This window comes from Vibrio sp. T13N, from assembly GCF_032970445.1.
GTDB classification, from domain to species: domain Bacteria; phylum Pseudomonadota; class Gammaproteobacteria; order Enterobacterales; family Vibrionaceae; genus Vibrio; species Vibrio diabolicus.
The window spans coordinates 540,590-565,246 of sequence record NZ_JAWJYE010000002.1 but is presented as its reverse complement, the minus strand read 5'-3'; the positions used below and the strand labels follow the sequence as shown (position 1 = coordinate 565,246).

Here is a 24,657-nt window from a genome sequence, read left to right as displayed (position 1 = left end):
CACAAATAATATGCAACTTATGTAATCAGGCTGCGAGGAGTTATAAATGACTCGCAGCCTGATTTCGTTTTCAAGTTAAAAATATTCTCTAGGAGTAGCTTTAAATTTGTACATCTACTCTGGAGAACACAATGAAAAAGACACTTCTTGCTGCACTGATTATGGGGCTAACTGGTGCGGCGCACGCCGAGCAAAAAGTCGTAGCGGGTTACTTTGCGGATTGGCAGTACGCAAATGCAGAAAACCCATACACGGTGAACGATATTCCCGCCGATAAACTGACGCACGTGATTTACGCGTTTCTTAGTATGTGCGGCCCTCATACCGGTGCTTCTGAAACGGTACAAAAACTGGTTGCCGAACAATGTGAAGGAAAAGATCCGTATACGGCGATCATTGTCGATACCGAAGCAGCATTAGAAAAGGACTTTGGCGATGTCTCCGTTAACGTGCCATACAAAGGCCACTTCGCTCAACTTGCTGAAATGAAGAAACAACATCCTGATCTTAAAATGCTCCCTTCTTTTGGTGGTTGGACAATGTCCGAACCGTTCCATGCTATGGCGAAAAGCAAACAAGCGATGGATCAATTCTCAAAAACTGCCGTTAAGTTGATTGCTCAGTATGATTTCTTTGATGGTATTGATCTGGATTGGGAATACCCAGGTGGTGGCGGTTTAACAACGTCGCCTTGGAACCCTGACACCAAGCTTTCTGATGAACAAAAAGCATCTGAGCGTGAGGCCTTTACCTATTTGGTGAAAACCATGCGTGCAGAGTTAGATGAACTCACAAATCAAACCAAACGTGAATACGAGCTCTCTACTGCTGTAGGCGTTGGTCCAAAAGCAGCAGGTATCGATTGGAAAGCCGCGGAGCCGTACCTAACTAACATGTTTGCAATGACGTATGACTTCCTTGGTGGTTGGGGGCAGCAAACCGGGCATACTACCAACTTGCATGCGACTGAGCGAAGCTGGTGGGGCATGGGCGCAGACGTGTTCATCAACCAGATGATCGAGCTCGGTATTCCAAGTGAGAAACTGGTGATTGGCGCTGCGTTTTACGGGCGTGGCTGGCAAGGCACCAAAGACTTCTCGGGTGGCTTACCAACGCAAGATCTTGTATCCGAGCAAGGAGCGCAGTTTGGTACGGGTGAGAACGGCTATTTCATGTTTTGGGATTTGGTGAAGAACTATGGAGCGGAGCAGGGCTACGAGTACAAGTATGATGAGCAATCTCAAGCGCCTTACTTGTGGCATCCTGTAAAGAAAGTCTTTATCTCTTACGAAGATCAACGCTCGATCAAAGCCAAAGCAAATTGGGCTAAACAGGCGAACTTAGGTGGCATTTTTACCTGGGAATTATCAGGCGACCCGAAAGGCGAGTTGGTGGAGGTGATGTACCAAGAAATGAATAAATAAAACCTTCTAAGCAAAGCGATCGTAGTTATTCAACTACGGTTTCTTTGCTTTGGTTCTGCTTCGTAAAAGCGATCAAGTCTTCAAGCGATAAAGGTTTAGAGTAGAAGTAGCCCTGAATCAAATCACAACCGCAAGCTTTTAACTCATTCAGTTGTTGCAGCGTCTCTACTCCTTCAGCTAGTACTTTCATTTCAAAGTTTTTGCCGATAGAAATGATATTCTTAACCATATTCAGCGCTTTTTTGTCATGCTCAATGTGATCGACAAAGCTCTTGTCAATCTTCACCTCGTCAATAGGTAGCGTACGCAACATGCTTAATGAAGAGTAGCCAGTCCCGAAATCATCGAGCGAGATTTTAAAGCCAAGAGCATGCAAGCGCTCGCAAATTGGTGTGAACTTTTCAAGATCTTCAATAAACAGGTTTTCGGTGATCTCTAGGGTAATCTTTGAACATTCGATGCCGCGTTTCTCAATAGCATTCATAAGATTAGTAATGAATTTGGCGTGAACAAACTGTTTGACCGAGATGTTAATAGACATCTGGATAGATGTATCAATATTACCAGTCAGTTTAGCCATATCTGTCAGGCTATTTTCAATGATTTGTTCACCAATACGAACCATCAACCCAGTGCTTTCTGCGACGGGAATAAATTCACTTGGTGGGACTAAGCCGAGCTCATCATCACTCCAACGAATAAGCGCTTCGACACCATAAATATCGCCTTCTAGGTTTAACTGAGGTTGATAAACCATATGAAGCGCTTGCTTATCTATCGCGAGCCTCAAGCGTTGCTCAATTTTCATTTTACGCAGGTGTGTAGCTTGCATCTGCTGATTGAACAGGCTGTATACGTTGCGTTGTTTTTTCGCTTGATACATCGCAATATCGGCTGAAAGGAGCAGTTCATCTAATGTTTCACCATGGTGTGGATAGCAGGCAATACCAATACTGCAACTGAGCAGGAACTGACTGTCATTGACTTCGTAGGGTTCTGATAGCGCATTTATTAAGTCGCTCGCTAGTCTTTTAACGCTTACTTCATCAATTCGATTCGTTAGAAAAATAAACTCGTCACTGGCTTCACGGATGATTAATCGGCCATCGTTAACAAAGGTGTTTAAGCGGATAGATATTTGTTTTAGAACTTCGTCGCCAAAGTCATGACCATGTGTGTCGTTGACTGATTTGAAATTATCAATATCGATAAACATCAAAGAAAAAGGATTCCCTTTCCCAGAAAGCCAGTGTCGAATGTTTGCGCGTAGGTACTCTCGGTTTGGTAATCCAGTGAGATGATCGTGGTTCGCTTGATAGAGCAAACGCAGTTTTGTTTTATGTTCATTGTTCGCAATGGAGCGGAATAAAGCGTAAAAAGCACCTTGGACGATAAGAAAAACAATCGAGTACAGTGCAAACTGTTTGTAAAATCCGCGCTTAATAAAATTCAAATCTGTCGAGGAAGAGGCCCAAAGATGATAATCAGGAAGGTATCTCAATGTGATTAACTCACTCAGGCGAGAATTGTCGACAACAATATTGAGCGCTCGTGTGAGGTCTTTTAGTTGCGCCATATCCCAGCCTGAATCTTTTGTGATTTGAGCCATAACGGCTTTTATATCTAAATCATTGGCAGGTTTTAGGTAATCTTCTAGGGTTGTGTCTTCTGACGAGCTAAAAGTAAGGTAGCCATCACTGCGTATCAATGTGACCCGGTTGTGCTCATTGGCATGGATGTCGTTACGAAAAACCGAAGATGAATTCATATTAAAGCCAGCCGTCATCACTGCTTGTACAACACCATCTTTATTTGGAATTGCTTTTCGGATCGGAATCACAAGTGAATCTTGAGCTGGCATAAAATACGTTCGACCTATAATCATTCGGTCGGAGTTGAGTGCTGCCAAAAAGGTATCACGAGTCAGTGGATCTTGTTTTAGATTATGCAGCTTTGCCAAGATCAAATTGGAGCTTACGGCGATGTAGTCTCCATCGGGGTTGGTTAGGCCGAATCCAATAATCGCCGGATGGATACTGAGCAGTTTGTCCAGCATCGGGCGAGTTTGAACTGCTGCTGTACGAGTAAAGTCATTTCTCTCGACCAACTGATGACCAATGACTTCAAGTAGCGATTCTTGTCCTTTCAGAAGTGATTCGACAGAAGAAGCAAACAGCTCCAATTGTAGGAGCTGCTTATCTTTGTACTTATTCAGGGTTGACTCATAATGGTAGCGGCCAAACAACACGAACAGCACGGCACTTATCGTAAGTAGCGCCATGTATAGTGTCCAAATGTTCTTCTTTAACCTGACCATGCCGCTTCGATAGCTCCTAGATTAGCGAGTAATGGGTAATGAGTGGTCTGCGCCCCATTCTGTCCATGACCCGTCATAGACCGATAAATCACGCCAACCTAACTGGTATGCTGCTAGCAGCAAAATACAGGCCGTTACACCTGAGCCACAACTGAAAATGATTGATTTATCATTATATAACGTTAGTGCACTAAATGCTTGTTTCAATTCCGAGTCTGCCTTTATAAAGCCATTACTCAATAATGTTTGGAAAGGGAGGCAAACAGAATTAGGAATATGACCAGAACGCAGTCCTTCTCTTGGCTCTGGTACCTCGCCTAAAAAACGTGCACGTGAGCGAGCGTCAACAATGTTTGCACTGCAATTGTTTGAGTACTCTAATATTGCATTTGCGTCCAAAAAAGCATGTTTATTTAATTTCCCGGTAAAGTTTCCAAGCTGCTTAGCTTCTGACAAGGCATCCGTGACAGGCAATCCAGCCTCAATCCAAGCCGGGAGGCCACCATTAAGCACTTTGACATTATCGTGTCCCATTGCCTTAAACATCCACCATGCGCGCGGAGAGGCGAGTGTTCCAGAGTTGTCATAAACAATAATAAGGTCTTCGTTGTTCAGGCCAAGTTTCTGAGCGCTGTGATTAAACCCTTCTTCTGTTGGCATCATATGAGGGAGATTGGTATCTGGCAGACAAAAGTCATTGTCGTAGTCGAAACGCAATGAGCCTGGAATCCACTTATTGGTGATCTTTTTCCCTTCGGAAGGAATTTGAAAACGAATACTCGCGTCTAGAAGTTTTACATTTGGTTGGTCTAATAAAGCATGAAGTTCTTTGGCATCGATCAATGCTTGCATGGTTAAATCCTTCTGATTTGGGAAGTTCGCACAGTATCTTTAGTCACAGCGAATGAATGAAAGGGATGAGTCAAAACTTGAGCGGGATGCTTGGTGGAACAACGCAATAGAGCCCACTGGACAAGATGCGGACACTGGAACCGTCACTCGTTGTTGCTCTATCTCAGGTGAATTAATAGTGAGGTACCGACGTTGACCATCAAGGGACTGAGTTAAAGTGTTGCTAATGACGGTGGCTGAAACCGTGTTTTCATCCGTTTGCTTAATGAGCAACAAGAGCACAAGTAGGGCAATGAAACCGCTGAAGACCAACATATAGGTTTTGGGATTATCCAATTTGCGCTCCATTGCTATTGTTTCAAGTAATCATTTTGTTTTACAACAAAAAAATCGCATGTTCAAAGAACGATGCGATTTTGTCTTAAAACCTGTGGCTTGCGCCAGTCCCGAGTATCAATGCTCACCAATAGAGCATCTTACATGCGCCATGTCGTATTTCCGGTTGAGACGACTTTTTGAAGAGGTTCTGAGCCATCGTAGAACCAAATTTCGACTAACAGGTTATCTTGGCTGTCCGAGGTGGAGAAGTCTAATTTAGCTTTCCCACTCGTCAGCGCAGCAGAAGCAATATTGCTCGAATATTTCGCTTGGTAGGTTCCAGACGCATCTTCACGGTACTCCTTATAAATGCTCAGATGTGCGCGCTGTAAAGAGTAACCACTAATATCTACCGCAAGTGAGCTTTCTAACCTTGGGTCATAATCGAACCCATCTGGTACGTCTAAATTTTGCATGCTTGGCTCTTCAACAATAACGGTAGTTTGAGCTGGAGGTGGAGTAGCGCTATCGTTGCTTTTGTCTCCACCGCCGCCACCGCCACCGCCGCAGGCTGTTAACGCTAATCCCATGATGATTGTGATTAAGTTTTTCATGATGTTTCTCCTATGGAATGTAACGTTTGTTTGCTTTAGGTTGGGTATGCCAGTTTGCTCCTTCTCGCCCACCAGACTCGGCGTAGGTGGCAAACTCTGGGTAAGCGTCAACTAAGTCAACTTTCTCTAGCGGCCAATTCCACTCTTCGACGATAAGCAATGCCCAAGGGAGGTTGTTCGCTGTTTTGAAGTACACGCCTCGAGCCGGGTCACTTGCGTCTACGCCCACGCCATATAGGTTTGCGTCATCAAACTGCTCAGTTGGTGCTTGGTCTGGCAAATGTACTTCCCATTTTCTACCTGGTTGAAAGGTGATGCCATCGCCGTGATATGTATTGGGGGTGGCAAAGATAAATGGGTCATAAGGCATGGCCTGTAGCGCTGAGCGGTCGGCTCCTTCCTTAAAGTAGATGGTCAGTGTGAAAGACAACGCGACGTTATCATTACAACCTGTTTGGGTTCGAAAATACGCACATTGACTTTGCGCATACTGACTGAGGTCGTCACTGATAATGAAGATGGCTTCTTCTGATATCGCTTCTAGACCGTTGGTCGGTTGTCCTTTGCCATTAAACGTTAGCTTTGTTAAGCCGTTTTCAATGCTTGCTTTCGAAACGCCAGGTAGACGAATAGCAAAGCCATTTTTATAGCCAGCCCCATAGGCGGCCAGATCTCCGCTAATTTGGATATTTTCCACCGTGCCGTCCATACGTGTTTCAGTCATACGGAACTTAATGACTACGTCATTCATGTCGTAGTCAGCGGTGTAAGGCCAGTTGTCTTCATACGCGACCGTTGCGTAGGAATCGGCACTTGGGAAGTGCTGTACGGATACGCCGTTTTCAGTGATTGTGATTGGGTAATCTTCTACTTCACCTGATGTTGATCCGCCATCGAAGTTCAGACCAGTTTGTTGGCTAAAGCGGAATCGGCTCCAGCTAGGGCCTGCGGTTGCCAGTTCAGAGACGACAAATGGAAGCGTATTGCTGCCTGCAGAGAGTAACTCATCGGTGAATACTTGCTCACCTTCGTCAGCAAAGTCACCATCTCGGTTCCAGTCAAACCAAGCTGACAAGTAGCCGGATGTCGATGCAGTTACGCTCACTAGTGAACTTAACCCTGGGTCGAGTGCGGTAACAAAGCCGACGCCATCTTCATCTGCTGTACCAACTTTGTTATCTCCAGACGGAGCCACTTGTCCATCGGCATCACCATCTGGCGCAATTGTGCCAAGCCAAGTTACACCATCAACAGCGTGGCGTGGTCCGTTAGAAGAGAGCAAGGTAGCGTAAGTGTCAGGTGCGTCACCAAAGTCAATTGGCTCGTCTTCGTCAATAACAGGAGCGTTCGCGCATCGGGCACCGTCATTTTGGCTGGAACTTGGACCGTTAGACACAAACTCTACAGCAGGAACAATGCCCGCAGCGATATTGGCGGCGTTATTTTCTGATAAGTCGACGCGATAAATTTTGCCGTCCTGGTTACGCGATACGTAGTAGTTTCCGTTTACATCAAAGTAGCCTGCACCAAAGGTACCCGTTTCCCCTGTATTGCCGATCGCGGTTACTTGGCCTGTTTTTGTATCGAATTTATACAATACGCCAGACCCATTATCGATACCATAGAGCGCACCGTCGCCAGGGTGGAACGCAAAATCGGTTAAACTCACGCTTGCATTTGATGTGATTTTATTCAGGATTAAGGTAGCATTTGGGTCCGTATCTAACGGCGACAGATCAATGGAAAACAGCCCTTTACCTTTGCGATACAAGTAGTATACGTGGTTGTACACGTCGCCGACAAAAAACGTATGGCTAGGAAGCCCTTGTACGTTGAGAGTTTCTGCTTGAAAGTCCTGGCCTAAACGTACGATTTTCAAGTTGGTTGTATCGTAACCATAGATGTATCGATCAGTGAAGTTGAAACCGACGCCGTTAATACCAGATGCTAAGCCCACATCGTCGGTCAGTAACTTGGTTGATCCGGTAACCAGATTAACGCCGTAAACTTGCACTGGGGTCGATTGGAATAAATATGCTTTGCTCGGACAAGTGTCGAATGGCGCTGCGCTTACGTATGCGCTTGCGAACAGAGATCCAAGTAATAGTGATGTCCTTTTCATGATTCGCCCTCTCATTGGTTTGTATGATATGCAATGAAAGGAATGTGCCAGTTTTTAACTTACTGTTTATAATGAATTTTATGTCGGTAAGTTATTTGGTTCGAAATATGAATCTCAGAATAAGAAAAAGCTCAACGTTACGTTGAGCTTTTTGAGAATCTTCATTGATAAGCTGACAGCGTTACTTAGCCACAAACAGGGCAGGTCGGCATTTTCATCAAATTCATTTCCCGCCAGGACATGCTAAACGCATCGAGAATGAGGATCTTCCCTTTTTTGGGTTGGCCGTAATTTGCAATCACCTTGATGGTTTCCATCGCTTGTACAGCGCCAACAATACCCACAACAGGCGCCATTACGCCAGCTTCAACGCAACTCAATGCACTGCTGCCAAATAGCGAGCTCAAACACTGATAGCACGGTTGAGTTGGGTCGTCGTACGTAAACACACTCACTTGGCCTTCCATACGAATGGCTGCACCAGAAATAAGCGGTGTTTTTGTTGCAAAGCAGAGTCGGTTGAGTTGATTGCGAGTGTCGACGTTATCTGAAGCATCGACCACCACAGTGTGTTGTTCAATCAAAGCTTGAAGCTGAGTGTCGTCAAGGCGTTTAGCGACGGTGTTTACTTCGATATGAGGATTAAGTTCCCGCAACGCATCCGCCGCGGAGTCAACCTTTTTACGGCCAATATCGGCGTCGTGGTGCAATACTTGGCGTTGTAAATTGGAGAGTTCAACAATATCGTTATCGATAAAAGTAATATTGCCAACACCAGCCGTGGCAAGGTATTGGCTAGAAGCGCAACCTAAACCGCCAGCACCCAAAATAAGCACCGAGCTTTGTTTGAGCGCTTCTTGCCCTTCGAAATCGAACTGACGAAGAATGATCTGGCGGTTATAGCGCAGCATCTCCTGATCGGAAAGAATATCCACGGTACGTTCCTAGTATAACGTTGAGTTAAACAGTTGGATTTGAACCGTTTCGCCTACTTCCACACGGCCACGCTCACGTTCCAACACAACAAAGCAGTTTGCCAAACTCATTGAGCGAAAGGCTCCTGAACTTTGGTTGCCAGTGGTTTCAACGACAAATTTACCGTTTTCTAGAGTATAGATACCGCGTTGGTAGTCCGTGCGGCCTGGCGCTTTCTTAAATGCAGTTTTTGTCGTAGCAGGGATAGACTCAGGTGCTTTCCATTCAGTATGGCCAGCCAATTTAGCCAACATTGGTTGAACAAGTACGTACATTGTTAGTACCGCAGATACAGGGTTACCTGGTAGCCCACAGAACCAAGCAGTACTTAACTTGCCAAATGCGAAAGGTTTACCCGGCTTGATTGCCAGTTTCCAGAAACCGATTTCGCCAAGTTCTTCAAGAATGTCTTTGGTGTAATCTGCTTCACCAACGCTGACACCGCCAGACGTTACAACCACATCCGCAAGCGTTTGTGCTTTTTCAAACGTTGCTTTTAATGTTTCTGGGCAATCAGGGATAATGCCAAGATCAATCGCTTCACAACCAAAGTTTTCGATCAGCGGCTTAATACCGTAACGATTACTGTCGTAGATTTGACCAGCCTTGAGTGGCTCACCCAATGGTTTAAGTTCATCACCTGTGGAGAAAAATGCCACCTTTGGCTTACGCACGACGGTGACATGGCTGACACCAAGAGAGGCAATCATTGGAATATCGCGCGGTGTCAGGCGCGCGCCTTTTGCCAATACAATATCGCCTTGCTTGATGTCGTCACCCGTAGGGCGGATGTTATTTTGCGGCTTCACATCCGTTTGGTTGAACTGAATACCAGCGTCGGTCACTTCCGTATTTTCTTGCATGATAACGGCATCACAGCCTTCCGGAATTTTCGCGCCAGTCATGATTCGAACACAAGTGCCTGCCGGCCATTCACCCTCAAAAGGCTGACCTGCGAAGGATTTACCTGCCAGAGTCAACACTGTAGACACTTCTAGGTCTTGAATACGAATGGCATAACCGTCCATCGCTGAATTGTCGAAAGGGGGCACGTGAATTGGCGATAAAATGTCTTCAGCCAGCACAAAACCCAGAGCGTCAGCAAGAGGAAGAGAAAGTGTCGTTTGGATAGGTTTGATTCGCGATAGCATCTTATCCATCGCTTCTTCAATTGGCATCAAGCCAGGTGCGTCGCAGCAGCCCATTGAGATAATCCTATGTTCTTTTGTTTTGTGGCAACTCTACCATAAAAGGGGACCGAGTAAGAATGTCCACCTATAAAATATGGGTGTAATTATTCAAAAATCCGAGTATCCTTGTCACCCATCCGAAAGGGGTAAAGTTCCTACGGAGCATGAGAAAATAGCTCAGTGTATTCTTGTTATGTGCCTTGGCGTTATAAACATCGGACTGAGCGACTTTAACGCTACGGGATGAAAACACGGCAATTGTATTTCACACCGAGAGTGGTAGTTACAAAAGAGGAAGTGGAATGTCAGGTCTTAGCGAGTCAGCAAAGTTAGTGAAAGAAGCGCTAGAGCAACGCGGGTTAGAAACACCAATGCGCCCTAATGCCGTTAGCCGTGAAGAGAAGAAGGAAAAGATTGAATACCACATGCGTGAGATTCTTGGTCTGCTTCAGCTCGACCTTACGGATGATAGCTTAGAGGAAACGCCACACCGCATTGCAAAAATGTACGTGGACGAGATTTTCTCTGGTTTGGATTACTCCAACTTCCCCAAGATCACAGTTATCGAAAACAAGATGAACGTGAGCGAAATGGTTCGCGTGAAAGACATTACTGTGACCAGTACGTGCGAACACCATCTTGTGACAATCGACGGAAAAGCCGCTGTTGCTTATATTCCTCGCGGTAAGATCATTGGCCTGTCTAAGATCAACCGTATTGTTCGTTTCTTTGCGCAACGCCCTCAAGTTCAAGAGCGTATGACCCAGCAAATCCTTGTTGCTTTGCAAACATTGCTTGAGTCTGACGATGTAGCGGTGACTATCGACGCGACGCATTACTGTGTGAAATCACGCGGTGTGATGGATGCCACCAGTGAAACCACGACTACAGCGTTAGGTGGTATTTTTAAGAGCAACCCAGCGACCCGTGCTGAATTTCTGCATGGTCTGCGTTAATCAAATCGACAAATAAAATTGAGAGAGGATGGCGAGTTGCCATCCTTTTTTATATCTTTTATATCCAAATCATCGTCAAGTGAGTCGCAATAAATAGTAATTATGCAATTGTGTATTGACAGTCACATTCGTTGCTCTTAATATATGCGCCCAATGAACGGCTACAACTTGTAATCGTTTGTTTTAAAAAGAGATATTTCTCTAAGTTCAGCTGATCTCGGTCAGTTGTCTTTCTATTTTCTAATAATAGAAAGACAACTAATTTGGGACTCGGCATGACTACACAAAGCACTATCAGCACCTCCTCTATTTCAGCTCCAGTTACAGAAAGCAGTTGGCAAAAGAAAGCCATGCTCAGTGTCGCTTTTTTGATGGCGACAACCTCTGTGGGTCCCGGCTTTTTGACTCAAACCGCAGTCTTCACAAATATCTACAAAGTCGACATGGCATTTCCAGTTTTGGCTTCCATTTTTATCACGTTTGGTATTGTGATGAACTTGTGGCGTATTGTCGGCGTTTCTGGCATGCGAATCCAAGACATTGCGAACAAAGTGGCACCCGGCATGGGTTATGGTGTTGGTATTCTCCTTGCGCTTGGTGCAGTGGCGTTTAACTTTGGCAACGTGAGTGGCGCAGCGTTAGGCATCAATGTGCTAACGGGCGTGGACACAACATGGGGCGCACTGTTTACCGGTGTCGTTGGCTGTTTGTTGTTTGTGGTTCATAACGCCTCCAAACGAATGGACCAAATGGCCCGCTACCTTGGCTTGTTCATGATCGTTCTGATCGCATACGTGGCTATGACGAGCTTACCTCCGATGGGAGAGACACTAAGTGCAGCGGTGATGCCTATGGATGTTGGTAGTTTGCTTCTGCCTACGTTGACTATCGTTGGCGGTGCAGTTGGCGGTTACTACACGGGGGCACAACGCCTAGTAGACATCGGCTTGAAAGGCAAAGAGAACGTGCCTTCCATCACCTCAACAGCGTGGGCTGGTATTTCTATTGCGGTGGTTATTCGAATCCTACTGTTTTTGGCAGTGTTTGGCGTTATCGCGACAGGCGCAACGCTGGATACGGCTAACCCTGCGGCGGATGCTTTCCGTCAAGGTGCTGGCCAGCTTGGTTACTTCATCTTTGGCTTAGTACTGTTTGTAGCTTCCATCACGTCTGTGGTTGGCAACTCTTACATGGCTATCTCATTAATTAAGACGCTTTTCCCAGTTGTGGCGCGAAACGAGAAAGCGTGGTGTGTTGGTTTCATTATCCTAACCTCGCTAGGCACGGTAACCATGGACATGCCAATTCTTCTTTTGATGCTAGCGGGCCTAGTGAACAGCATTATTCTTCCTATCGTTTTGGGCACTGTATTGGTTGCGACAAAGCGCAAAGATATTGTCGGTGACTACCAACACCCAATGTACTTAACGCTAACTGGAGCAGCGATTGTTATCGTAATGGCGGCATCGAGTTTGACTAACATTGGGAACTTCATGGCGAAGTTTGTGGGTTGATGTCTTATTGATAGAGATAAACAGCGGCCTCAGATGAGGCCGTTTTTTTATGCTTATTTAGAGGGCGACTTAACGATTTCTGGCCAATACATTTTGACGTAACCTGCCGATACCCAAACCACCAACACAGTCGCAATGCTGAGCTCTAAAAAGCCAAAATCGTGTAGCCAGTGCCAATGTGGATGCGATTCGGCAAAAAAGGAGGTTAAGCGGTGCATCGCAATGGCACTGATCACGGAAGGAAAGGTTACCGCCGCGATAGAAGGTTGAAACTTCAATCGAAGTAAGCGGAAGTAACACAGGTAGATCAATAACGTCATTGTGATAGCAATCCCTGCTAATGCGCCAGTCAGTATCGGATCGGGCAGGGGAAAGTTCACCAAGTATGCCGCCAATGACAAGTTTACCGGTGCGGCCATAATTGCGAGGGTCGGCCTGGCTCGTCTCGGTAGAGATCCGAAAAACACCAAACGATAGAGCACCAGCGGTAACATAAAGAAATAAATGCCAATGCACATCATCGCTAAGGTTTCAGAGAATAGGTTGTGACCCAATTGGGAGCCTGCTAATGAGCTGCTGATCAGTCCCACTGGATAGAGAAACCAGCTAGGTACAATATTCGACATTTTGAAGTTCATTAGCTGAAAGCTAAAAAACAGTACCATCATAGTAAAATGCAGCAAAAGTGCCATAAACCAGAGTGGATAAGCAATGATTGGCGCTACAGAAGCAAGATAATCTGCAAGGATCAGTAACGCCATACTCATGGGGGCCATTAAGCTACCGCTCAATGGGTGACGAATGTCGACCATAAATAATCGTGGATTCGTGGCATATTTTATCAGCACAGGGGCGAGTAAAAGCGCGCCGAGTGACGCTAAAAATGGGCGTATTGGTTCACCAATTTCAGGGACATAGAGTGCCCAAGCTTGTCCTAAACCTATCATACCTAGCGCTAACGCGGCTTGAGACGGCGGAACGCTATAAAACTGCACAAGTCTTCTCCAGTTCAAATCTACTCCATTTGATTTTTGCCTGAATGAAACGAAACGTGATGATTTGGATGAAATGCTCTATTTGAGTAGCGAATACTAGCAAGTTTAGAGAGTGCTTACTCATGAAAGGTGGTGAGGAAATATCAGAGAATGGTGTTTTTGTGAGTTTGGTATCGAATATTTTGGAAAAGATGTAAAAATGTAGAGTTTATCACTCCAAACCCTTCGATAGTTTGGAGCGAAATAATAACAAAGCGAGAATTATGTCGATTGGTTTTCAGGAAGATCCTGCTGACGTAACTTATCGTTTTTGATTGTACGATGTAGCAACTGGCTGTAAATCGGTTGTCCGCCAAACAACTGAGCAATAATCACGGCACCTAAACAAGTAATGATAAGTGGTAGAATTAAGTAGTAGTTATTGGTCATTTCAATCACCAACAAAATGCCCGTGATCGGTGCGCGTACCGTTGCAGCAAACAGGGCCCCCATGCCCGCAATAGCAAATACGCCAGGTTCGATATCAAGCGTAGGAAGCAACACATCAGCACTCGCTCCGAATGCATAGCCAAACAAGGTCCCCAGAGCAAGCATCGGTGCAAAGATACCGCCCGGCGCACCAGAGCCAAAGCATAGCAACGTCGTGATGACGCGACCAAAGAAAAGCAGAACTAAAACGGATACCGAGTAGTTGCCATTGGTAATATCAGGAATAAGGCCGATGCCACCGCCAGTTAGCTGTGGCACGTATAAGAGAAGCAGACCAAAAATGCCACCAAGTAGTGAACCCACGATTAAATAGCGTTTACGATCGTTTTTGTGAATTGCGACAAAACTGTCTTGTGCCACGGTAATCAATTTATTGAAGATCACTCCGAATACGCCAAACAATGCGCCAAGCAATAAAAATAACCAAAGGGACTGAAGCTCTGGAGAGTGATATTGCGGCATTGTGATGACAGCGTCTTGCCCGTTGATGGCACGAAACACAATATTGGCCATAATAGCAGAGATGATCACCGCGCGAATTGAGATCAGAGAATAGCGAAACTGAGGTCGCATTTCCTCCACAACGAACATAATGCCAGCGAGTGGGGCATTAAAGGCGGCAGCCAAACCACCAGCGGCACCTGAAGCGAGTAGGGAATGACGAGTATCGTCATCTTTCACACGGAAAATATCGGTCACCATTCGACCGACAGCACCGCCCATTTGCACCGTTGGGCCTTCACGACCGAGCACCATTCCGGAGCCAAGTGCGCCCATGCCGCCGAAGAATTTTACTGGCAGGACTCGCCACCAACGCACAGGGCGAATGTTGTCCATCGCGCCTTCAATTTCAGGGATACCTGAGCCCGCAGCCTCTGGAGCAAAGCGGTGAACAAGAAAGTAACCAACAAAAGCAAGTAGAGCACTGATCAGTACAGCAGCAAGCCAAAGAGGAAGTACGCTACCGATTTCGCTTCTTAGCCATTCGGTACGGGTTTCAGAAACAAAATGAACCGCAAGTTCGAAGTAAGTGCCGACAAAACCAGCTAGTGTGCCAACGATTGCGGCCATAATCAGGACAGAAAATGGTGTGGACCCTCGAGAGACAAACTGGTTAATCGCATCTTTTGGTACGTGCGCTAACACAGATTTCACAATTCTCTCTCGTTTGGTCATTAACAAGTTCTCCTGTTGCTGGTGGAAGGGACGCGAGAAAGTATACGCTTCGCAGAGTCTAGACCTAATCAATAAAGATGCAATTTAGCTTTTCACTATTGAGTGTTCGAAGTGTCGCGATATCATTCATTCACCAAGACTGTGCTATTGCTCTCATAATTTGGGATAAAAAACTTGTTTTTTGAGCAAAATGAACCATGCTTTAGGTGTAAAGCAACATGACTGCTTCAGAAGGAGGGATGTGAGGTTTTACACACAATTTGGATGGATTCAAACCCTACGGTAAGTCCTCGTTTTATGTTCGGGATGCATCAATAGACATCTCCGATTCGCACACTCACGATTGAGTAACGAGGTAGAGGCGCACGCAAATGTGCGCCTTCTTAATTTCTGCTCTACAACTTTCCGTACTACCTGCCACTATTTTTATCTTGAACAATTTCTACTAGTCGGTAATGTCTGGGGTCGATGTTAATCAACCAGAGTAATTCATGCGCTTTTATCCTCGAGTCCTGTTTTCTTTATGTTGTTTTTCGGTAACGTTTCCAGCATTTTCAACCCAGAGTTGGTGGCAGGACACGTTGTCTGCAATGCCGTACTCCAATTTAAGAGAGCGTATAGAAACAAAGGGAAGCTGGTATCGCTGTGACGTGCAGCAGCAAGATGCTTCAACGTATTTCAGCACATTTTGTTTGGACGATTTTTCGTACTATCAGCAGCATCTGTATGGTGAAGTTGTTTTGGGAAAGGACAGTGCTCAGTTCTCTTTTTTGACCGAATATCAATGGCAAAGTCTCAATGACTTAATCCTCAATTTAAGAAAAGACGGATTGGTTTTACGCAATATAACTATCGGACAAGAACACTATGACGTCGTTGAAGCGCTGGAAAAGAAATCTTCTGAGCTCGTCGATGAAGAAGTTATCTTGTTGATAAACCGCTATCCGCAAGAAACGATTCGAAGCTTATTTTGGGTAAAACCGGACGAGTTTTCGTCGCCATCACCGTCTTTAAATGTGGAATTGCACAGCGATGGCGAAATTATCGATGTTAAAGTGACTCGTTTTTAGATTCTTTATGGAGAGATAGGAAGGTCGCCATCGCAGACTCGTCTAAAAATCCATCCGATTTTTTGTGCGCACGCAGGTACTGATAGCCAGCGATGAGCTTACGGTGCTGTTCTTCTGCCTCATCTGGCAACGGCTGATTCATAACGTGTTGAAATGCAAGTTTGTACGCATCCATATCTACGACTTCAGCGCGGCGATATAAATAACCACATCCGGTCGCTAACCATTCAAGAGAGCAGTTGGCTCGCATCGCAATTTGATTTGCTTTCGTAAGGCTCGGTTCACTGCCTTTTAAATATTTGCGTATTAAAGCTTCAGACACATCAACGCGTCGTGCAAATCCGCTGATGCTTTCTTCTCCGATCAAGGTGGCTAGGCGTTGGGCAAAAGACATATTTCGTACTCCAGTTCGAATTGCCAAAGTTTACCCGTTGAGCCGATGTGAAAACAAGACTACGATGAATGCAGATCAATTGAAGGAGAAAAACCATGGTTGCAAAAGTTGTGACTGCACCAAAAGGCCCTGAGTTCTCAGAGCTGGTCCAAGGATATTGGCGTGCAGTTGATTGGGGCATGACTGCTCAAGAGCGTTTGTCATTCCTCAAGCAACATATTGAGTTAGGCATTACCACGGTCGATCACGCAGACATATACGGTAATTACGAGTGTGAGAAATTGTTTGGTGAAGCACTTGCTCTCGATAAGAGTGTGCGAGAGCAAATTCAGATCGTGACGAAATGCGACATCAATTTGTGTGGCGATAAAACGCCAGAGCGTAAGATCAATCACTACGACACGAGCTCAGCACATATCTACCAATCGGTGAATAACTCGCTAGAACGTTTGAATGTGGATGAAATCGACGTACTTTTAATTCATCGTCCTGACGTGTTAATGGATGCAGACGAGGTTGCAGAAGCATTTTCTGAGCTTCACAAAGTCGGCAAAGTGAAGCACTTTGGCGTGTCTAACTTCACTCCACGCCAGTTTGAACTGCTGCAATCTCGTTTGGGTAAGCCGTTGGTTACTAACCAAGTGGAAATCAACCCACTTAACTTTGAGGTTGCTCACGATGGAACGCTTGATCAAATGCAAATGTTGCGCACGCGACCAATGGCTTGGTCTTGCCTCGGTGGTGGTTCAATTTTTAGTGGTGACAGTGAGCAAGCTGTTCGTGTCCGTAACGAATTAGAAGCGATTCGCGAAGAAGTGGGGGCGACTAGCATTGACCAAGTGATTTACGCTTGGGTACGCCGTTTGCCATCTAACCCAATTCCAATCATTGGCTCTGGTAAGATTGAGCGTGTGCAAACGGCAGTAAATGCGCTGAATATCGAATTGACTCGTGAGCAATGGTATCGCGTATGGGTGGCTTCTAAAGGTCACGGTGTGCCATAGAAGTGACACTTTATTGATGAATACATTATTCAAGGCACCCTATGAAAGGGTGCTTTTTTATTGCTACGCGATACCGATTTACCCAGTACTCATACTGAGCGGATAGAGTGGAAGTAAAAACGGATTTTTAATTTAAAATGCAAATTTGTGCTTATTTTTAATGGAGGCGTTTTATCCATGTTTGTTTCATGTCACTAAACAGCGAATGGGATGTTTGCTTTTTCGCCATTTTGTTCACTCATCCATTCATATTGCGTATGCTTATTGAATAAAAAAAGAAATAAAAACTCGTCAGTTTTCTCGTATTACATGCTGTAACAATCTGTTAGACTCCGGCGCAGATTGTGGAATATAAAAAGGTGATTGAATGTCTTTTCCCGTACTCATCTGTGATGATTCAGCGTTAGCACGCAAACAGATGGCGAGATCACTACCAGCCACATTGAATGCCGATATTACGTTTGCTATCCACGGAAAAAATGCGCTAGAAGAACTCGAAAAGAACGAGTTTAAATTGATGTTTCTTGATTTGACCATGCCAGAAATGGATGGCTTTGAAACACTAGAAAACATGCAGCGGTTAGGGAATACAACTCCGGTGGTTGTGGTGTCGGGGGATATCCAACCTAAAGCGAAAGAGCGCGTGTTCGCACTGGGTGCAAAAGCGTTTATTCAAAAACCGATCGCCAAAGATGAACTCAAGAATGCGCTTAAAGAGTTGGTTGAGCCAGAGCCTCGTCCTCAAATTATCACGCCTGTTTCTATTGAGTTACCGATTTTACGTCGTCGCGATATTTATATGGAAGTGGCGAACGTCTCTATTGGTCGAGCCGCAGATGCATTGGCGCGTCATTTTGATGTGTTTGTGCAATTACCGCTTCCGAACGTTAATATCTTCGAAGTGAGCGAACTACACATGGCACTCCGTGACTTAGCGTCGCATGATAACGTATCGGGCGTTTGTCAGGGCTTTTGTGGCGAAGGTATTGCGGGTGAAGCGCTGGTGATTTTGAGCGATTCGAGCGTATCGGATCTCAAGAAGTTGATGAAAGTGCCAGCTGATAGCGACGAACTGGAAGAGCTTGAGCTGCTCATGGATATTTCCAATATCTTGGTGGGGTCATTCTTAAATGGCTTGGGCGAACAATCTGAAGTGCGATTCTTCCAAAGCCCTCCAGTGCTTCTTGGTCAGCATATATCAATTGATTCGATCATTGAGTCTACGACGGGCGCATTCAGCCGCACCATGACATTCGAGGTGAGCTACAACATTGAGGGAACGTCAATCCGTTGTGATTTATTGTTTATGTTCGTCGATGAATCTTTGCCGCTGCTCGATAACAAACTGTCATATCTAATGGAGGAGTTCTAATGTTGAATATGCCAGCAGAGTTTGAACAATTCCATTGGATGGTAGACATGGTACAAAACGTCGACATGGGGCTCGTCGTCATTGACCGAGATTATAATGTGCAAGTGTGGAATGGGTTTATGACTCATCACAGTGGTTTGCAATCTCATGATGCAATTGGTCGTTCTATCTTTGATATCTTCCCTGAAATCCCGCAGGAATGGTTTAAGTTAAAAACAAAGCCCGTGTATGATTTAGGTTGCCGCAGCTTTATTACGTGGCGCCAGCGTCCTTACTTGTTCCGCTGCCGTAACGTACGTCCTGTCACTCAGCAAGCGGAGTTTATGTACCAGAACGTTACGCTGAACCCCATGCGTACACCGACTGGAAAAATTAATTCGTTGTTTTTATCTATACAAGACGCGACGGCTGAAGCATTGATGTCTCAGAGTCAGTAGCGATAAAAAACTTTCTCAAAAGCCAAGGTTCGCCTTGGCTTTTTTGTATACTTATAATTGTGTTTCCTAATGCGCAGAACGTGAAGATGGACTTTAATCTCGCCCTAAAACTCTATACCTCAGAACAAGTAAAAAACGGTGAAACGCTGGCAGCGCAAATGGCTGGTGTTTCTATGTATAGCCTAATGCAACGCGCAGGTATGGCTGTGTATGAGCGTTTTTTACACTTGTATCCCAAATCAAAAAATATCTTAGTTATTTGTGGCAAAGGGAATAATGGTGGTGACGGATACGTATTTGCCTCGCTTGCTAAACAAGCGCAACTCAATGTACAGGTTTTCCAACTTGGTGATGTGACTGCGCTCAAAGGTGATGCTTTACGCGCATATCAAGATTGGCAGTCCATCGATGGTGTTAACAATGATTGGGATGAGTGGAATACCGCATTGCTAGAAGCCGATGTGATCATTGATGCCATGTTAGGCACTGGTTTAAGTGGTGAGGTTCGTTCGGAGTACCGTCGCTACATTGAGCAAATCAATCAAATTCACACCCCAGTGATTGCAGTCGATATTCCTTCCGGGTTGTGTGCAAATACAGGTGCTATTTTAGGCGATGCCATTCATGCTGAGCATACTGTAACCTTCATTGGTGTTAAGCAAGGCTTGTGCACCGGACAAGCGAGAGATCGAGTTGGTGAACTCCACTTTTGTGGATTGGGTGTAAATGTTGAGTTTGATTCTATCGAAGTAGAAAGTGCACTAGGTATTGATCATCAGGTTGTTTCAAAGTTAATGCCCAAGCCAAACCCGACAGCACACAAAGGTGACAATGGCAAACTACTTTGCGTCGGTGGTAACCAAGGTATGTCAGGAGCGATTCGTTTATGTTCCTCCGCAGCGGTTAGAGCCGGAGCGGGTTTAACTGCCGCAATTACTCACCCGAGTAGCCTTATTCCACTACAGATTGGCTGCCCAGAAGTAATGAGCCAAAGCATCACCGCTGACTTACTCAGGGATACTGAGAACGACTTAACCAAACGCATTCGCTGGGCTGAAGTATTGGTGTTTGGTCCAGGTTTTGGTGATGATGAGTGGGCTTATCAAGCCTATCAATATCTGGCTCAAGAACAGAAACCTAAAGTTGTTGATGCTGATGGGCTCAATATTCTAGCGATGCTAAGCCAACGATGTGATGGCACTTTGGTGTGCGACAACCAGCGAGTGATCACGCCGCATCCTGGAGAGGCAGCTCGACTATTAAATGTGACCACTCAACAAATAGAAAGTGACCGATATTCTGCTGCAAGACAACTGCAAGAGCGTTATGGCGGTGTGGTGGTTTTAAAAGGTGCGGGAACGCTTATTTACGATGGAACGAGAATGTACGTCTGCCTAGCGGGCAACGCAGGAATGGCGACGGGCGGAATGGGAGATGTGCTATCAGGTGTTATTGGTGCATTGCTAGCTAAAGGGTTACCCATTTCCATCGCGGCACGTTTAGGTGTGGTACTCCACAGTCATGCTGCCGATATAAACGTGAGTCAGCATGGTCAAATTGGTCTTTTGGCAAGTGATGTCGTTAGCACTCTTCGTACCGCTATCACCCAAGAGCTCTATCGAACTTAATTATATTTCATGCATTGTTGAGAAAATTGGTCGATTTTTTTGAGTACTTTTTACGAATTAGCAGGGCATCTTAGTATTAGGTGATTGAGTTTTAGGCAGATTTGAGAGGTTGTGCGTTTTCATTTTAAAGGTATGACGCAAAGGTTTGCGCAATAGGTTAACTTGAACGTTTTCTTAAGTTGTTGATAATTATAAATAATGAGAAAAAATAACGACTTGAGGAGTGTTTTTGATATGCGATTATCAAGATGGTATCACAAAAAAAATTCAAATATCAGACTTGTAGGAAATAAATCACAGCCTATAATGCTGAAAACCGGAGCGTCTGCCAACGCTCCGGTTTTTTTGTGTCCGAAGAACAGTGAACTCGTCTGCCAACGAAATCACTACGCACTCTGAGATGACACATATACATATGAATCAAGGAATTACACAATGCGTATCGAACAAGAACTTAAGTTAGGTTTTAAAGATGTACTGTTTCGCCCGAAACGTTCTACCCTTAAGAGCCGTTCTCAAGTAAATTTAACCCGCGATTTTACATTCAAGCATAGTGGTCGTCAATGGTCTGGTGTGCCTGTAATCGCAGCAAACATGGATTCGGTTGGTAGCTTTGCAATGGCTAAAGCGCTAGCTGAGCATGGTGTAATGACTGCTGTTCACAAACATTACACGGTAGAAGATTGGGCTGAGTTTGCTAAATCAGCTGATAAAGCAACCCTGAATAACGTAATGGTGTCTACGGGAACATCTGACGCGGATTTCCAAAAAACCAAAGATATTATGGCGCTTTCAGATGAATTTATTTTCATCTGTATCGACATTGCAAATGGTTACTCAGAGCATTTAGTCGAGTATGTTGAACGCGTGCGAGCAGAGTTCCCAGACAAGGTGATTTCTGCGGGTAACGTGGTTACTGGTGATATGTGTGAAGAGTTAATCCTCGCTGGTGCAGACATCGTGAAAGTAGGCATTGGCCCTGGCTCAGTTTGTACAACTCGTGTAAAAACGGGTGTTGGTTACCCGCAGCTTTCTGCAATCATCGAGTGTGGCGATGCAGCGCACGGCCTTGGTGGCATGATCATCGGTGACGGTGGTTGCTCATGCGCAGGTGATGTATCCAAAGCATTCGGCGGCGGCGCGGACTTTGTTATGTTAGGCGGCATGTTAGCGGGCCACGAAGAGTCAGGTGGCGAAGTGATCGAGAAAGACGGCGAGAAGTTCATGAAGTTCTATGGCATGTCTTCTAAGAGCGCGATGGAGAAGCACTCAGGTGGTGTTGCTGGCTACCGCGCAGCTGAAGGAAAAACCGTACTATTACCTTACCGTGGCAGCGTTCACGGCACTATCCAAGACATCCTTGGCGGCGTTCGCTCAACTTGTACATACGTGGGTGCAGCAAAGCTTAAAGAGCTAACCAAGCGTACTACATTCATCCGCGTTCAAGAACAAGAGAACAACGTGTTCGGTAAAGAGTAAATCGACTGAATGTAACAAGTGTAAAAGCAACCATACGTTATATCTATAGCAGATAAAACTATACTATATGCAGCTATGAGCCAGAGTGAGATTAATTTCTTACTCTGGCTTTTTTATTAGCTTTATAGCGATTTTTTTGTTTAGTTCCAGATAATTTAAGAATAGTGAATTTAGCAGTTTTGTCTTTTAAAAGCCCCGCTTAGAAAGCGGGGGCTTTTTGCTTCTCATTTGTTTGCGCTTCAAAATTAAATCTAAGCGATTTTAATAGTTGGTCGAGATTCGACTTGTTCAAACGGTAATGATGTTGTAACTGGCATGAGCTGTAAAACGCTTGAAATCTGACAGTCTCTATTTAATCCAATATAGTCTTTGACATTAGCGACTCGCCAAGTCATGTCTCCGTAAGTACGCAGATAGAACGCGGGTGATTGATGACAGTTATGTCTAATAACGCTCCATTGGGTGATGTCACTAAAAAAGACTTCAGGGTTATCGGATGTCTCAAGCTCATTCGCCATGATGCCCAAAGGTATATCAACGCGATTAAGTAGCTTTTGTCCGAGTGAGAAGGCTTCGTCGAAGTTAGTTGGTTGTTCGCTTAACTGCTTAATTGCATAGGTTTGTACAAATCGAGACGGCGGTGTTGGGTCGGCGGGTAGACCCATCAAGCCAGCGCCATTGATTGATTGAAGTGGGCCAGGCACTTGGACATGACGTTGCATGGTTACTTCATTGTTCGGTTCTGGGTTGTAGTTGCGCAAATTGGAAAAATAAGAGAGGTGATTGACATGCCAATGGTAATTTGGGCAGTTAGTCATTACTCCTACGTAGGAGTGGTCCACAACCACTTTATAATCATCAAAGTCATATTCGGTACATTGATAGCGTGCTTGCTGATTTTCCTCTTTGCTGAACATATCGCTTTCTTTAAATGCTCGATAGATATGCATATTACCGTTAAGAAACTCAATGACTGCACTGTCATTATTTGCATCGTGAATCACGAAATGCTGATCCAACGTCATATTGTCACTCTCTGTTTCACCAGTTGAAATAGTCGAGTTAAACACGTAAACGAGGTGAGTAGTGAAGTACGTCACCATCTCGTCCACAGTATTAAACGTAGACAAGATAAAAGTACCAAACAGGCCGCTGCCTAATGCAAAGGCATCATCAGGGATGTGAGAGGTCGATACATTTTGATTGAGAATGGGCAAGTACAGTGACCCAACAGAAAGGCCAGATTCATTAATGCCATCAGCTGTTAAAAGAGGGTGGGTAATGGCGTTGCAGTGTATGAAGCTCAACTCTCCCTGCCAATTTGCTCGAAACTCACATTCTTTACTGTGACGTTTTGGCGGCTGACCATTGAAAACACGGTCGGCTTTTCCGTCGGAAGTAACGGTCGTAATTTGGTAAGTTTGTTGGGCTCTAAACCAAATCTCGGTCTGAAGGTTAACTGCAAACTCCATGGTTCTAGCGGATAAGGTTTGGTTGTTGCAACCATAATTGATATTCACATCTGTACACATAGCCATGCTTTCCGTTGTTTATTTTGAATGATGCATATCCAAGAAACTCTCTGAATCAAATGCTTAGAGATTACGTGGATATAGAAGAATTGCGCTTTAATAATGGTTTTAGCCATTGAGATAAGCACATGCTATTAAGTTAAGCATTCAATCAAAAAACGTCAGTAGCAGTTTAGTATCAGTTGATAGAGTTAAAATAAAAAGTGATGTATTAAGTCAAACTCTTTGATCTTAGAGCTAAATAATATATTTATTTTTTCAATCTTGGTTACTCTAGATTTAAAGTTGGTTTTAAAAGTGATTTTTATTGATTCGATTATCTTGCAGTGGTGATATAAAGTGAGAACATAAAGTTAACAATTTCAGATTATGATTGAAAATAGGGAGAGTCTTCAATCCAAATACCGAGAAATGAAACTGCCCGAGAAGTTGTGCAACTGTCTCGGGCGAAGTGATGAATCGGGTAAGCGGCTATAAAGTTTTCTCACAAGAACCGCTAAGTGGTGGAGATATTTTTAAATTATCATTAAAGATTTCCACAGCGACGGGGCCTTTATTTTCGTCTTTTGCATAGTATGCACAGGACTTGTCCCCAGTATAGGTTTCACCTGCCTTTTTGAAACTGTAGTACCAGGAGTCATGGGTAGCGGCACCGGATTCAAAACTAGCAGATTCAGATTGTTCGCCAGTATTCAAGTCGAAACGGACCTCCATTTCCGGAGAATCTTTAAATCTCACATATCCGGTGATTTTATCGCTGGAGTTATTTTTAACGTAAAATGCCCCCTTAGTTGTCATA

21 protein-coding genes are annotated in these 24,657 nt (G+C 44.8%); 9 read left to right on the top strand and 12 right to left on the bottom strand.

The window, feature by feature from the left end; translation table 11 throughout:
- The first annotated feature begins 131 nt into the window (after positions 1-131).
- Positions 132-1,424, top strand: a complete 1,293-nt coding sequence (locus tag R2S67_RS05395; RefSeq protein WP_048624843.1) for a glycoside hydrolase family 18 protein — start codon at positions 132-134, stop codon at positions 1,422-1,424.
- A 25-nt stretch (positions 1,425-1,449) separates the two neighbouring features.
- On the opposite strand, the gene R2S67_RS05390 is transcribed toward R2S67_RS05395, so the two are convergent.
- From R2S67_RS05390 to moeA, 7 genes are all read right to left on the bottom strand, one after another.
- Positions 1,450-3,741 (bottom strand): EAL domain-containing protein, encoded by a 2,292-nt coding sequence (locus R2S67_RS05390; RefSeq protein ID WP_317342730.1) that lies wholly within the window; start codon positions 3,739-3,741, stop codon positions 1,450-1,452.
- A 21-nt stretch (positions 3,742-3,762) separates the two neighbouring features.
- Complete coding sequence (locus R2S67_RS05385) at positions 3,763-4,593, bottom strand: sulfurtransferase (RefSeq protein ID WP_005396103.1); 831 nt, start codon at positions 4,591-4,593, stop codon at positions 3,763-3,765.
- A 39-nt stretch (positions 4,594-4,632) separates the two neighbouring features.
- On the bottom strand, positions 4,633-4,929 hold the full coding sequence (locus R2S67_RS05380; RefSeq protein WP_317342728.1) for a hypothetical protein: 297 nt from the start codon (positions 4,927-4,929) through the stop codon (positions 4,633-4,635).
- A 140-nt stretch (positions 4,930-5,069) separates the two neighbouring features.
- Positions 5,070-5,525, bottom strand: coding sequence for a hypothetical protein (locus R2S67_RS05375; RefSeq protein ID WP_047008137.1), 456 nt, complete (start codon positions 5,523-5,525; stop codon positions 5,070-5,072).
- Positions 5,526-5,535: 10 nt separating this feature from the next.
- The gene (locus tag R2S67_RS05370) at positions 5,536-7,647 is read right to left on the bottom strand and encodes an LruC domain-containing protein (protein ID WP_317342727.1); all 2,112 of its coding nucleotides are present in this window, start codon (positions 7,645-7,647) and stop codon (positions 5,536-5,538) included.
- Positions 7,648-7,832: 185 nt separating this feature from the next.
- Positions 7,833-8,582, bottom strand: a complete 750-nt coding sequence (moeB, locus tag R2S67_RS05365; RefSeq protein ID WP_317342726.1) for a molybdopterin-synthase adenylyltransferase MoeB — start codon at positions 8,580-8,582, stop codon at positions 7,833-7,835.
- 9 nt (positions 8,583-8,591) lie between these two features.
- The gene (gene moeA / locus R2S67_RS05360; protein WP_317342725.1) at positions 8,592-9,827 is read right to left on the bottom strand and encodes a molybdopterin molybdotransferase MoeA; all 1,236 of its coding nucleotides are present in this window, start codon (positions 9,825-9,827) and stop codon (positions 8,592-8,594) included.
- A gap of 287 nt (positions 9,828-10,114) precedes the next feature.
- Between moeA and folE the strand changes: the two genes are divergently transcribed.
- Positions 10,115-10,768 carry a GTP cyclohydrolase I FolE gene (gene folE, locus R2S67_RS05355; protein ID WP_006741127.1) on the top strand — a complete coding sequence of 218 codons (654 nt, stop codon included), beginning with the start codon at positions 10,115-10,117 and terminating at the stop codon, positions 10,766-10,768.
- A gap of 275 nt (positions 10,769-11,043) precedes the next feature.
- Positions 11,044-12,282, top strand: coding sequence for an NRAMP family divalent metal transporter (locus R2S67_RS05350; protein WP_054868071.1), 1,239 nt, complete (start codon positions 11,044-11,046; stop codon positions 12,280-12,282).
- A 53-nt stretch (positions 12,283-12,335) separates the two neighbouring features.
- Here the strand turns inward: R2S67_RS05350 and R2S67_RS05345 are convergent, their stop codons facing one another.
- Both R2S67_RS05345 and clcA read right to left on the bottom strand, forming a co-directional pair.
- Positions 12,336-13,277, bottom strand: coding sequence for a TDT family transporter (locus R2S67_RS05345; protein WP_167394206.1), 942 nt, complete (start codon positions 13,275-13,277; stop codon positions 12,336-12,338).
- Between the two features lie 261 nt (positions 13,278-13,538).
- A complete protein-coding gene (gene clcA, locus R2S67_RS05340; RefSeq protein WP_005396086.1) occupies positions 13,539-14,942 on the bottom strand; it encodes a H(+)/Cl(-) exchange transporter ClcA in 1,404 nt (467 codons plus the stop codon).
- A gap of 590 nt (positions 14,943-15,532) precedes the next feature.
- Here clcA and R2S67_RS05335 point away from each other — a divergent pair.
- Entirely contained in the window at positions 15,533-16,012 is a 480-nt protein-coding gene (locus R2S67_RS05335; RefSeq protein WP_317342724.1) for a hypothetical protein, read from the top strand.
- On the opposite strand, the gene R2S67_RS05330 is transcribed toward R2S67_RS05335, so the two are convergent.
- The gene (locus R2S67_RS05330; protein WP_005396084.1) at positions 15,993-16,406 is read right to left on the bottom strand and encodes a helix-turn-helix domain-containing protein; all 414 of its coding nucleotides are present in this window, start codon (positions 16,404-16,406) and stop codon (positions 15,993-15,995) included. The two genes, R2S67_RS05335 and R2S67_RS05330, sit on opposite strands and share 20 nt — an antisense overlap.
- Before the next feature lie 95 nt (positions 16,407-16,501).
- Between R2S67_RS05330 and R2S67_RS05325 the strand changes: the two genes are divergently transcribed.
- The 5 genes from R2S67_RS05325 (at position 16,502) to R2S67_RS05305 (ending at position 22,326) form a co-directional block, all read left to right on the top strand.
- Complete coding sequence (locus tag R2S67_RS05325) at positions 16,502-17,410, top strand: aldo/keto reductase family oxidoreductase (protein ID WP_047008144.1); 909 nt, start codon at positions 16,502-16,504, stop codon at positions 17,408-17,410.
- 367 nt (positions 17,411-17,777) lie between these two features.
- A complete protein-coding gene (locus R2S67_RS05320) occupies positions 17,778-18,782 on the top strand; it encodes a response regulator (protein WP_006741121.1) in 1,005 nt (334 codons plus the stop codon).
- A complete protein-coding gene (locus R2S67_RS05315) occupies positions 18,782-19,219 on the top strand; it encodes a PAS domain-containing protein (RefSeq protein ID WP_005396081.1) in 438 nt (145 codons plus the stop codon). Before R2S67_RS05320 ends, R2S67_RS05315 begins: the two co-directional genes overlap by 1 nt.
- An 86-nt stretch (positions 19,220-19,305) precedes the next feature.
- Entirely contained in the window at positions 19,306-20,847 is a 1,542-nt protein-coding gene (locus R2S67_RS05310; protein WP_317342722.1) for an NAD(P)H-hydrate dehydratase, read from the top strand.
- Between the two features lie 435 nt (positions 20,848-21,282).
- Positions 21,283-22,326, top strand: a complete 1,044-nt coding sequence (locus R2S67_RS05305) for a GMP reductase (protein WP_005396079.1) — start codon at positions 21,283-21,285, stop codon at positions 22,324-22,326.
- 251 nt (positions 22,327-22,577) lie between these two features.
- Here R2S67_RS05305 and R2S67_RS05300 read toward each other — a convergent pair whose 3' ends face one another.
- Together R2S67_RS05300 and R2S67_RS05295 are read right to left on the bottom strand one after the other, a co-directional pair.
- Positions 22,578-23,864, bottom strand: a complete 1,287-nt coding sequence (locus R2S67_RS05300) for a linear amide C-N hydrolase (RefSeq protein ID WP_317342721.1) — start codon at positions 23,862-23,864, stop codon at positions 22,578-22,580.
- Between the two features lie 465 nt (positions 23,865-24,329).
- A complete protein-coding gene (locus R2S67_RS05295) occupies positions 24,330-24,656 on the bottom strand; it encodes a hypothetical protein (protein WP_262638351.1) in 327 nt (108 codons plus the stop codon).
- Position 24,657 lies beyond the last annotated feature (1 nt).